Raw genomic sequence first — 12,239 nt, 5'->3', positions numbered from 1 at the left:
GAAAAAAGCGGGGGTGTAAGTAATGATAAAAGTGGGATTAACTGGAGGTATTGGGAGCGGAAAAAGCACTGTTTCTAATATGCTTAAAGAAAAAAATATACCAGTTATAGATGCAGATATCATATCTAGAGAAGTATTGAGTATTTATCCAGAAATATTACATAAAATCGAGGACACTTTTGGAAGCCAATTTATAGATAGTGAAGGAAAATTAAAAAGGAGAGAGCTTGGAAACTACATTTTTAAGAGTGATGAGTTAAGAAAAAAACTGGAGGATATAATTATACCGTATATAAAGAAAGAGATATTTAAAAGAATAAATGAGTATGATAAAGTGGGAGAAAGTTTGTGTATAGTTGATGCGCCAACTTTGATTGAGCATTCTATTCATAAAAATATGGATATTAATATTTTAGTTTGGGTAAGTGAAGGAATACAAATTTCTAGAGTAAAGAACAGAGATAATCTTGATGAGGAACAAGTTTTAAATAGAATAAGATCTCAGATTCCTCTAAATAAGAAAAAAGATGAAGTGGATTTTATAATAGATAATAGTGGTAGTATAGAACGTACAAGAGAACAATTAGAAAATATTTTAAAAAAGATAATGCAGTTTAGGGAGGAATAATGAGGAGAAGGAAAAACAGAACAATTTTTGTGTTAATAGTTATATTGATGATTTTTATCATTAATTTAAAGCCTATAGGAAGAAAAATATACCCAATAAAATATTATGATTATATAGTTAAATATTCTGAGGAGTATGACTTAAATCCGTTTTTAGTAACAGCAGTTATTAAAGTAGAAAGTAATTTTAATAGAAATGCTGTATCTGTGAAAAATGCTCAAGGGCTTATGCAATTGACTCCATCTACAGCCAAATGGGCTGCAGAACAGATGAAACTTGACGATTTTAGTGTAGATATGCTTCATGACCCTGAAGTCAATATAAGGATGGGGTGTTGGTATTTGAACAATTTAAAGGAAGAGTTTGGCCCTAATATAGAATTGATATTAGCCGCGTATAATGGTGGAAGAGGTAATGTAAAAAAGTGGCTTAATAATTATGAAAATTCAACAAACGGAATAGAATTAAATTATATACCTTTTGAAGAAACGGATAAGTATGTAAAAAAGGTACAAGTAAATTATAATTTATACAAATTTTTATATACACAGGATAATAATTATGCTAGTCTATTAAAACAGATTATTTCAAACTATTTTTAATAAATATATTGACAACGAATATTATGGTAGTATAATTATATTGTAAATTGTAATATTCGTTATGCAGAAGTGGCGGAATAGGCAGACGCGTGCGTTTAAGGGGCGTATACCGAAAGGTGTATGGGTTCAAGTCCCATCTTCTGCACCAAGAAAGTCCTTGAAATAAAGCGTTTCAAGGACTTAAAATAGGAAGGTGTCTATAAAAAGTATCGTGCGTTTGATGAAATATCTAATTTTTCAAATGTATGATGCTTTTATTTTTTATAAGGATAAAGATAAATTCTTTAATAACGTTCTCACCTTGAATTGCCTTATTAAAAGATAGTATAATAATATTGATTAGGGATAATAAAAACTAAAGTATTTATTTTTAGGAGGAAAAATGGATAAATATTTAATAATAAATACAAAAATTTTACCTGAAGTTTTTGAAAAGGTAGTTCAAGCAAAAGAACTTTTAAGAACAGGAAAATGTAAAGACATAACTGAAGTTGTAAAGGTGGTGGGGATTAGTAGAAGCTCCTACTACAAGTATAAAGATTTTGTATTCTCTATGTCAGAGGGAACTCATGTTCAAAAAGCTACCATAGGATTTTTATTATCTCATAAAGCTGGTACTCTATCTAAAATATTAGATAGAATAGCTCAGGTAAATGGAAATATATTAACAATAAATCAGGATATACCGGTGAACAATGCAGCCAGTGTTACTATAACTTTTGACATATCAAATATGGAAATAGACTTAAATAGTTTTATTGAAGAAGTAAAAAATATGAATGATGTGGTCAGAGTTAGGTTAATAGCTATGGAATAAATTATTAGTAAAAAGTTGTGCTTAAAATAAAACCATATGCATAAATTTAATAATGTAGTTATAATTATTATGGAGGGTATGCATATGGATTTTAGCACAGATGATAGATTAGATAAAACTAATAAGGCTAAGGAAGAGAAGATAAACTCTAATATGGACATGGACATGGAGTATGATATGGTACCTATGCCTATGTATATGCAAGATATGGCTCCAGGAATGATCCCACCATGTATGCAGGGAATGATGGGTATGTCTCAAGGAAATCAAGGATTATATCCTATGGTGGGTATGATACCTCATGAAATGCATAATATGATGATGCCTTATGGAATGATGGGCATGATGTACCCTAATATGTATGGCATGATGCCACATATGTATGAAGAAAATCTTCACGGCATGAATATGATGGGAATGGAAGATAAAGACTGTCATGATGAAAAAGATGAATTTGATAATTTTGATAAAAAAACAAGGGATTATGATGCAGATGATATAAATAAAATACTTATGAAAATTGAAAGATACAATCCGGGGATATTTGCATTTCTAAGAAGATGCGGAATGTCATATCCTATGGCAAAAAGGTATATAAGAAGGATTATAAGACTTACTTTGATGTATTATGAAGATTAATTATTACAATATATTTTAACTTTGAATACAGTGGAAATTTTTATACAATTACACTAAAAATAACTCTTGGATAAATAAAACCAAGAGTTATTTTTTTTAAAGGAAAATTGCTCTCTATGTAGAAATAAAATATAGAGGTGTGGTTTATGTTCCATATTAACTTAGAATTTGATGATATAAAAATTTCAAGCATAGAAAAAGAAGACTTGATTGGAGTATATGGTTGGCTTCAGTATGAAGATAATTTTATTAAATATGAAGAATTTTACGAGAGGTTTCTAGAATACTACTTTAATGAGTGCGAGTTTTTCTTAAAGGTTTATAAAAATAAAAAATTAATAGGAATAATTAAAGGAAACGTAGAATTTAAAAATCCTAATGAAGTTTGGTTGGTTTATTTTATAATAGGAAGTAAAGAAAGAAGTAAAGGTCTAGGAAGTCGGATATTAAATTATATTATAAACTATTTTTCAAAAGATTGCGGAATAGTTAGATTTTATGCAAGAATTCAAGAAACAAATTTTGAAACTTTGGGCTTTTGGATGGAAAATCAATTTAATCCTATAAAGTTACTGCAAGGAGCAGGCGACAAGAGCGTTATATTAGTAAATTGTAGCCATAAGATTTAGTGTTTATTGATACCTAGAACAAAGTTGACAATAATTTATTGTATACAATATAATTTAAAATGTATAGAAATGTTTAGGCAATGATAAAATGTTAATTTAATGTAATGTAAAGGTTTTTATAATAACGTTAACGAATGAGCGTATAAATATACTTTAGGAGGAAGTAAGGATGAAGATTACACCAAGAAAAATTTTAATTAAGGCTATGTTTTTGTTTGTATTTACTGCTGTAATGTATATTAATACATATGGAGTCAAAGCAGATACGGGATTTCAAGAAACTAACAGTACCAGTGTTCGTTCTGCAAAGATACAGAGTAATAGGGTAATAAAAGTTCCACAATCTAAAGCAGAAAAAGAAAAGATATCAAGGGGAAGCAGTAGAGTATCTAGTAGTTTAGTTGAATATTCATACAAGTTTTTAGGTAAACCTTATGTTTGGGCATCTTCTGGTCCGAATTCCTTTGATTGTTCAGGATTTACTTCTTATGTTTACAAAAAATTTGGATATTTTCTTCCTCATTATACAGGAGCTCAAGTCGAAATGGGCAGATCTGTATCTAAGGAAAGCTTAAAAGCTGGTGATTTAGTATTCTTTAATACGACGGGATCCAATAGTCATGTTGGAATATATATAGGTAATGGCAAGTTTATACATGCCTCTTCTGGACAAAGAAAAGTTATGATAAGTGACTTGAGTGAATCTTATTATAAATCCAGATATTCAGAAGCAAGAAGAATAATAGAATGATAAATACATATATAAAATAATAGTTAAGAAGAAGTCCCATTCGAATTTGATTGGGGCTTTTTAGCATAAAAAATGGAATATATAAATAATATATAACTAAGGAAAATTTAAAATTAGGAGGATGATTATGGGATATACTAGATATGATTTGAAGAAGAAAAATAAAAATATTTTCATGTTTATATTTTTGACATGTGGAATATTAATATTAGCATTTATTTCTGGAAGTATAATATCAAATTTATTTATAAAAGATATTAATAAGCAAGGTTCTTCCAATTCTACGAAGATTCCAAAGAAAAGTGTACAACCTATCTTAGATAAAAAAATTTTAGCTATTCAATGTGGGGTTTTTTCTAATAAAGAGAATGCTGAAAAAATAAAAACAAGCCTATTAGCTATTGGTAAACCTTTTATAGTGGAAGAAAATAATAAAACAAAAGTGATTCTTGGGATATACACTGAAGATAAAGCAAATGAAGTTATAAAAAAACTTGAGGAAAATAAGATAGATTTTTCTAAAGTAAGTTTTAAATATAATTTAAACAACCCATGCGATATACAAATAATACAGATTGTGGATGCAGAGTTACAAATTTTAGAAGAACTATCCAAAGATGAGGTAAAATCAGTGCAGACAAAGCAATTAAAGGAATGGTGTTCTGATTTAAAAGAAGTAAGTGAGAACAATAAGAATTATAGTGTATTATCAGATTTAAAAAAATACATAAATAATTTACCGCAGGAAGTTCATAAAGAAAATTTAGAGGAATACAACCTATATTTATATAAAAAATTAAAGGAATTAAAGATATAAAAGATATAGATAAATATGTAAAGGCATTCCAAAATTATTTTGGGTGCTTTTTTAAAATATAGTATAAAATAAATTCATAAAAATTATATATTTAATGACTTGTTTAAGAATTTATTAAATGTTAAACTATATAAGATAAAAAAGTTAAAGGAGTACATAAAGTGAGGGGTAACGCTAAAAGTAATAATTTTTTGGTTTTTATGGTATTATTAGGAGGAATATGCGGAAGTTTCCTTGGAGAAGTTCTTGGAAATAGTTTTGAAGCATTAAGCTTTTTAAAAAATACTTATCGTATTGGAACTTCAAATCCATTTATACTGAATTTAAAAGTTGTTGAGCTTACTTTTGGAGTTAACTTTTATGTAAACATAATGGCTATAATCGGAGTAATTTTGGCTATATTATTATATAGAAAATATTAGGAGTGATCTTATGAACTTGGTTTTAGCATCCGCTTCCGAAAGGAGACAGGAACTTCTTCGAAGAATTACTAATGATTTTTCTATAATTGCAAGCGATTTTGATGAGGAAGGAGTAAAATTTAAAGGAAACTGTAGTGATTATGTAATGGAGCTTGCAAAAGGAAAAGCGTTAGACGTGGCTAGTAAAATTGATAATGATGCTATTATAATAGGATGCGATACTATAGTTTCCTTTAAAGACCATGTGCTAGGAAAACCAAAGAATAAATCAGAAGCTTTTAGTATGTTAAAGTTGCTCAGCGGAAACATTCATCAAGTATACTCTGGAATTGCTATTGTTGACACAAAAATAAAAAATATTAAAATAGATTATGTATGTACTCACGTTAAATTTTCTTCTCTTAGCGATGAAGAAATAAAAAAATATATAGCAACAGAAGAGCCTATGGATAAAGCTGGAGCTTATGGTATACAAGGATTTGGTGGAGTGTTTGTTGAAGAAATAAAAGGAGATTACTATAGTGTAGTAGGTCTTCCTTTAAATAAATTAAACAAAATGCTTAAGGAGATGGGGGTAAATCTATAGAAGGAGCATATATGTATGAAAGATATGTTTAAAATTATGGATTTGCCAGAATGTGAAAGACCAAGAGAAAGACTTTTAAAATATGGAGCAGAAGCTTTATCTAATAGTGAACTTCTAGCCATTATTTTAAGAACTGGTACACAAAAAGAAAATGTAATAAATTTAAGCAGTAGAATATTAAGCCAAAGTCGAGGATTAAATGGACTTTTAGGTTTGTCATGTGAAGAAATTATGAGCTTAAAAGGTATAGGCAAGGCTAAAGCATCTCAAATTTTAGCTGTAGCAGAGCTTGCTAAAAGGTTTAGAGCTTACAAATCAGGAGATATATATTCAATAAAACAGCCTAAGGATGCTGTAAGCTTAGTTATGGAAGAAATGAGATATTTTAGAAAAGAACATTTAAGGGTTATAATGCTTAATACTAAAAACGTAGTGATATCCATGAAGGATGTATCCATAGGAAGTTTAAATTCTTCTATAGTTCATCCAAGGGAAGTTTTTAGTGAAGCTATAATAAAAAACAGCGCTTCAATTATAGTATGTCACAATCATCCTTCAGGAGATCCTACTCCAAGTAAGGAGGATATTGATGTTACTGAAAGATTAAAAGAATGTGGCAAGCTTTTAGGAATTGATTTATTAGACCATTTAATAATTGGAAATGGAAGTTATATAAGTTTAAAAGAAAAGTGCATTTTATAGGTTGTAAATTGAAAGGAGAATTAACTGTGGGATTATTTGGAATGACTAAGGACATTGGAATAGATTTGGGTACAGCTAACACCCTAATTTATGTTAAAGGAAAGGGAATAGTTTTAAGAGAGCCTTCTGTTGTAGCTATAAATACTATTACAAATAAAGTTTTAGCAGTAGGGAATGAAGCGAAACAGATGATAGGAAGAACTCCTGGTAATATAGTAGCAATAAGACCATTAAAAGATGGAGTAATTGCAGATTTTGATGTTACTGAGGAAATGCTTAAAAATTTTATAGCAAAAGTATGCTCAAGATCAGCCTTTACTAGCCCAAGAATAGTAGTATGTTTCCCATCAGGAATAACAGCTGTTGAAAAAAGAGCTATTGAAGAAGCTAGCAAAAGAGCTGGTGCTAGAGAGGTTTTCTTAATGGAAGAACCTATGGCAGCAGCAATAGGAGCGGGTCTTCCTGTACACGAACCGACTGGAAGCATGGTTGTTGATATAGGAGGAGGAACTACTGAGGTGGCAGTAGTATCTTTAGGCGGTATTGTCACAAGTAAATCTTTGAGAATAGCAGGAGATGAGCTTGACCAGGCTATTATAGCATATATCAAAAAAGAATATAATCTTATGATAGGTGAAAGAACTGCTGAAAATATTAAAATGGAGATAGGTTCAGCATATCCAGTAAAAGAAGAAGTACCTGCAGCAGCAACAGAAGCAGCAACAGAAGAAGAGAAAGAAGAGGAAGACGCAAGTAGGCAAAATGTGAAAATAAGCCCTAATGGAGAAAGAACAATGGAGATAAGAGGAAGAGATCTTATTACAGGGCTTCCAAAAGTTATTGAAATAGGAGAAGAGGAGATTAGAGAAGCTTTAAGTGAGCCAGTAGCTGCAATTGTTGATGCTATTAAAACTAACTTAGAAAAGACCCCACCAGAGCTTGCGGCAGATATAATGGATAAGGGAATAATGCTTACTGGAGGAGGAGCTTTATTACGAGGCCTTGACAAGCTTATTCATAAGGAAACTCATATGCCAATACACATAGCTGAATCACCACTTGACTGTGTTGCAGTAGGCGCAGGCAAGGCACTAGATAATATAGATAAAATGGGTAGGAAGTAAAGATTAGATATGTCATTCCTGAAAAATAAACTGACAGTAACTGTTATCGTGCTGTCAGTTAGCTTTTTATTATTAATTGGATATACTGTAAAAAAAGAAAATATGACTACTGCAGAAAATAGTATAGGTGTTGTTTTGAATACGGTGCAAGGTGTTGTGTATAAATTCAATAGTAAAGTTAAGGCCAGCATAAACTTTATTGCTAATTTTAATGAAATAAAAAAAGAAAACGAAAAATTGAGAGCAGAAAATTTTGAGCTTAAAGATAAAGCATTAAAGTATGATTCTTTATCTAATGAAAATGCGAGATTAAGAGAAATGCTTAACTTTAAAGATCAAAAGGACGAGTATGAGTACATAGGTTGCGATATAATTGGTAAAAGTGGAGATAACTGGCTTGATGGATTTATAATTAATAGAGGTTCTGATGATGGAATAAAAAGAAAAATGGTAGTAGTTACCGGTAGAGGATTAGTTGGACAGGTAACCAGTGTTGGTGATAATTGGTCTATAGTCCAAACCTTGGTAAACGAAAATATAGCTGTTGCAGGAATGGTAAATAGCACTAGGGAAAATGATGGAGTTATAAAAGGATATAGGGACTACAATGATAAGCTTTTAGCTAAATTATATTATCTTCCTTTGGATTCCAAAGCTAAAGAAGGAGATATTGTACTAACTTCTGGACTTGGAGGATTATATCCAAAAGGAATAATGATAGGAACTATTATAAGTATAGAAGAAGACAAGGGAAAACTTATAAAAAATGCTTTGGTTGAACCAAGTGTGGATTTCAATAAGTTAGAAGAAATGTTTGTAGTAGTACCTAAAAATCAAAGAGAAGTTAAATACTAAGGTGAGATAATATGAAAAGAATAATTACTATATTGCTATTATCAATACTATTTTTGATTCTAGATAATACACTTATGCCTTTTTTTTCTGTTAAAGGGGCATATCCTAGTTTATTGTTTGTGTTTGCTGTATGTTATTCGATTATAGCTGGAAGTTGGAGCGCTGTTTTTATAGGGGTTTTATCTGGATTATTGCAAGATGTTTACTTAACAAACGGACTTGGAATTAATATGTTAATTAACATGTTAATTTGTTTAATTGCTGCAGAGATTGGAAAAACTATTTTTAAGGACAAATCATTAATACCTATTATTTCTAGCTTTTTTCTGAGCATTTTAAAAGGTATTTTAATGTTTGCAATATTATATATAGTAAAACAATATATTGATGGTAAACTTATACTATATATAAGTATTTACAATATGATAGTAACTATTTTTATGTACAAGAAGGTATATAAACTTTCAAATGTAGATTTTATGATGAAGAATTGGAAATTTTAAAAGTGGTGATTGAAACTATGAGAAAATCAAGAAGACAAATTAGCCTAGCGAAAAAGAAAAAAGATAAGAAGTTTAATAGATATACAGCTTTAGTGATTATTATGGTAATTGTATTCTCTTTGATTACATCAAAACTTGTCTATCTTCAGATAGTGAAAGCAGATGAGTATAAAGAGATGACAAGTAATAAGTCTATTAGGAACATCTCTATAACTGCACCAAGGGGTAATATAATAGATTCCAAAGGAAATATTCTTGCTGAAAGTAAGCAGGGATATACTTTAGTGTTTACAGAAACAAATGAAAGTAAAAAAAATTTTTTTACAACTATGGCTAAGGTATTTAAAATTTTAGATGAAAATGGAGAGGTCCAAAAGGACGATTTTGAGCTTAAAATAAATCCATTTAGATTCGAGTTCAGCACTGATAATGCTAGTGCTAGAAGAACTTTAGAGCTAAGATTTAAAAAAGATAGGGGAATGGATGATAAGGTAAGACAAGAACTATTCCCAGATAAAAAAAAGGACGAATTAGACGATAGTGAAAAAGCAAAGATTGATGAAGAACTTTTAAAGAAAACACCAGAGGACACTTTCAATTATTTATTGGAGCTTTATGGAATAAATGCTGAAGAAAATAAATTAGTATATACTGAATTGTTTACAGCTTTAGAAAATAGTTCAGATCCAAATGAAAATTTAGAATACTATTTAAAGGAATATAATATAAAAGATAAAGAAAAAGATGAACAGTTTGCTAAGCTTTATAAAAATATGCCTCAGGAAGTTTTTGACGGACTTATATCAAAATATAATATAAACAAAAATAAATATTCTATTGAAATGAAAAGAAGATTTATGCTTGTTAAGGATGCTATGAAACTTCAAAGCTATTATGGATTTAAGCCAGTAGTAGTGGCATCAAATATAAAGAAGAATACAGCTTTTATAATTATGCAGGAATATGAGGAACTTCCTGGAATAGAAGTTACTATGGAACCTGTAAGAGTTTATCCTTACGGAGAGTTAGGCTCAGCCTTTCTAGGATATCTATCTAAAATTAATTCTTCACAGCAAGAGCAGTATGAAGAAAAAGGGTATGACACTAGTTCGGATTATATAGGTGCATCAGGTATAGAAAGTGCCTTTGAGAGCACTTTAAGAGGTTCTAAAGGAACTAAAATTGTTCAAATAAATAAGCAAGGAAGAATAATTAGAGAGCTTGGAAGAAAAGAACCATATCCAGGGAAGAGTGTTCAGCTTACAATAGATAGGGATTTGCAATATGCGGCTGAAAAATCCCTTGAGGATGTAATGAAGCAACTTCAAGCAGCAGGTAGGGTAGGCGACGTAGATACATCTAATGCTACAAGGGCAGCGGCTGTAGTACTAGATGTAAAAACTGGAGGAGTCCTAGCTATGGTAAGTAAGCCTGGATATGACCCTAATTTGTTTGCTGTACCGGGTAGACTTACTCCAGAATTGCAGCAGCAATACTTTAGCCCAGATTTAGAAGCATTTGGAACTAAATATGTTCAGAATTTATTAAAAACAAATTATATAGCAAGAGATGCTTACAAAGGAATGTCTATACAACAGATAGTGGATAAGCTATTTCCAATAGATAAGACTATAAAAAATAACACTACTATAAGGCAGGACTATTATGATATATATCCGAAACCTTTATACAATTATGCTACGAAAGGACTTACGCCTCCTGGCTCTACTTTTAAGCCATTGACGGCTGTTGCGGCTTTAGAAGAAGGGGTTATAAATGGAAATGAATCTATGTACACATCAAATATATTTACAAAGCATGGATATCAAGGTAGAAACTTTAATAATATAAATTATGGAAAAGTGGATTTAATAACTTCTTTAGAAAAGTCTATTAACTATTACTTTTTTGAACTAGGAGATAGGCTTTATCAACAAAAGAAATATAATGGCGGATTTGATGCTATAGCCCACTATGCATGGATGTTTGGATTAGGTGCGCCGCAAGGAGTAAAACCAGCAACTGGTATTGAAATTTCTGAAAGGTTTGGCCAAGTATATAATCTGGAGACAGGCAGAAGAACATTTTCTAAACTGTATTTAGACTCCTTAATAGGTTATTTGGCTAAAGGAACTGATTCTAGAACATCAGGTTATGCTACTCATTACATTGGAATAAGTATTAGTGATAATGAAGAGGATAGTGAAAATGTTAAGAAGCTTAAAGAAAAACTAAGAAATAGAATACTAGAAGAAATGCAGTATAAAAAGAAAGGTACAAAAGATATAAAGGATATGTTGTTTGAACTTTCTGAAAAAGATGATGTTATTAAGAACAAATATAAGAACGGATATGCTCAGTACTCTAAAAATTATACTGGTGATGTTAGCAAAAAAGTCAGCTATGATAAATATGTTAAAGATCAAATAGAGAAGGCTTGGATGGCTATTGTATATTCTATTGATGATGCTAATTTTAACATTAACAATCAAAATAATGTATATGATGCATCCATAGGTCAAGGTACAAATCAATTTACTCCATTACAACTTGCAAATTATATTGCAACTCTTGTAAATGGAGGAAATAGGTATAAAGTGCATTTAGTAGATAAAATATTAGATCAAGATGGCAATGTAGTTAAGGAATATAAACCAGAAGTTATTGAAAAGGTAAACTTAAAGCCGGAGACGGTTGAAATTGTAAAATTAGGAATGAAGGATGTTACTAGTGAAGGTACAGCAAGCGGTGCTCTTGCAGATTTTCCTATAAAAAATGGTGGAAAGACTGGTTCAGCAACTTATAATAAGTTTCAAGATAATTATGGAAGAGCATCCTATGGTGTATATGTAGGGTTTGCGCCATATGATAACCCAGAGATAGCAGTTGCTATTGTTATATATGACGGAGGACATGGTGGAAGTATTGCACCTGTTGCAAGAGCTATATATGAGGCATATTTTAAGGATAGATTAAAGAATGAGTATCCAGGATATGTACCTATATATAATTATAATATAGATGATAGCAATAAACTTCAATAAAAGACTTAATCTAATCAGAAATAAATAGAGTGGAGCAGTAAAAAACCAGATATATATCTGGTTTTTTTAAAATTTATTTCAATTAAAGAAGGAATTATGAAAAGAATGTTGAAATATAAC

The 12,239-nt window shown here is 30.3% G+C and carries 14 protein-coding genes and 1 tRNA gene; all 15 read left to right on the top strand.

Translation table 11 applies throughout. The annotated features are described in order from the left end of the window. Positions 1-22: 22 nt before the first annotated feature. The 15 genes from coaE to CPAL_RS12280 all read left to right on the top strand — a co-directional run bounded on the left by coaE (position 23) and on the right by CPAL_RS12280 (position 12,119). The gene (coaE, locus tag CPAL_RS12350) at positions 23-628 is read left to right on the top strand and encodes a dephospho-CoA kinase (RefSeq protein WP_061857155.1); all 606 of its coding nucleotides are present in this window, start codon (positions 23-25) and stop codon (positions 626-628) included. After that, a complete protein-coding gene (locus tag CPAL_RS12345; protein ID WP_061857154.1) occupies positions 628-1,230 on the top strand; it encodes a lytic transglycosylase domain-containing protein in 603 nt (200 codons plus the stop codon). The genes coaE and CPAL_RS12345 overlap by 1 nt, the downstream gene beginning before the upstream one ends. Positions 1,231-1,293: 63 nt before the next feature. Then, positions 1,294-1,378 (top strand) — tRNA-Leu (locus CPAL_RS12340). Positions 1,379-1,612: 234 nt separating this feature from the next. Next, a complete protein-coding gene (locus CPAL_RS12335) occupies positions 1,613-2,047 on the top strand; it encodes an ACT domain-containing protein (protein ID WP_061857153.1) in 435 nt (144 codons plus the stop codon). A gap of 84 nt (positions 2,048-2,131) precedes the next feature. After that, positions 2,132-2,686 carry a hypothetical protein gene (locus tag CPAL_RS12330; RefSeq protein WP_106024747.1) on the top strand — a complete coding sequence of 185 codons (555 nt, stop codon included), beginning with the start codon at positions 2,132-2,134 and terminating at the stop codon, positions 2,684-2,686. A 146-nt stretch (positions 2,687-2,832) separates the two neighbouring features. Beyond that, the gene (locus tag CPAL_RS12325) at positions 2,833-3,315 is read left to right on the top strand and encodes a GNAT family N-acetyltransferase (RefSeq protein ID WP_061857151.1); all 483 of its coding nucleotides are present in this window, start codon (positions 2,833-2,835) and stop codon (positions 3,313-3,315) included. 169 nt (positions 3,316-3,484) lie between these two features. Beyond that, a complete protein-coding gene (locus tag CPAL_RS12320; protein ID WP_106024746.1) occupies positions 3,485-4,066 on the top strand; it encodes a C40 family peptidase in 582 nt (193 codons plus the stop codon). Positions 4,067-4,193: 127 nt separating this feature from the next. Next, positions 4,194-4,883, top strand: coding sequence for an SPOR domain-containing protein (locus CPAL_RS12315; protein WP_061857149.1), 690 nt, complete (start codon positions 4,194-4,196; stop codon positions 4,881-4,883). Positions 4,884-5,044: 161 nt separating this feature from the next. Continuing rightward, complete coding sequence (locus CPAL_RS12310) at positions 5,045-5,305, top strand: DUF4321 domain-containing protein (protein ID WP_061857148.1); 261 nt, start codon at positions 5,045-5,047, stop codon at positions 5,303-5,305. 10 nt (positions 5,306-5,315) lie between these two features. Then, positions 5,316-5,891 carry a Maf-like protein gene (locus CPAL_RS12305; protein ID WP_106024745.1) on the top strand — a complete coding sequence of 192 codons (576 nt, stop codon included), beginning with the start codon at positions 5,316-5,318 and terminating at the stop codon, positions 5,889-5,891. Positions 5,892-5,906: 15 nt separating this feature from the next. Then, the gene (gene radC, locus CPAL_RS12300) at positions 5,907-6,593 is read left to right on the top strand and encodes a RadC family protein (protein ID WP_061857146.1); all 687 of its coding nucleotides are present in this window, start codon (positions 5,907-5,909) and stop codon (positions 6,591-6,593) included. Between the two features lie 26 nt (positions 6,594-6,619). After that, positions 6,620-7,717, top strand: coding sequence for a rod shape-determining protein (locus CPAL_RS12295; RefSeq protein WP_106024744.1), 1,098 nt, complete (start codon positions 6,620-6,622; stop codon positions 7,715-7,717). Positions 7,718-7,726: 9 nt separating this feature from the next. Next, positions 7,727-8,572, top strand: coding sequence for a rod shape-determining protein MreC (gene mreC / locus CPAL_RS12290; protein ID WP_106024743.1), 846 nt, complete (start codon positions 7,727-7,729; stop codon positions 8,570-8,572). 11 nt (positions 8,573-8,583) lie between these two features. Next, positions 8,584-9,075, top strand: a complete 492-nt coding sequence (gene mreD / locus CPAL_RS12285; protein WP_106024742.1) for a rod shape-determining protein MreD — start codon at positions 8,584-8,586, stop codon at positions 9,073-9,075. A 17-nt stretch (positions 9,076-9,092) separates the two neighbouring features. Next, a complete protein-coding gene (locus CPAL_RS12280) occupies positions 9,093-12,119 on the top strand; it encodes a penicillin-binding transpeptidase domain-containing protein (protein ID WP_242976324.1) in 3,027 nt (1,008 codons plus the stop codon). Positions 12,120-12,239: the final 120 nt, after the last annotated feature.

The sequence above is a fragment of the Clostridium thermopalmarium DSM 5974 genome, from assembly GCF_002995795.1.
In the GTDB taxonomy this organism is placed as follows: Bacteria; Bacillota; Clostridia; order Clostridiales; family Clostridiaceae; genus Clostridium_H; species Clostridium_H thermopalmarium.
The sequence above is the reverse complement of the archived record's forward strand: the minus strand, read 5'-3'. Positions and strand labels throughout refer to the sequence as shown.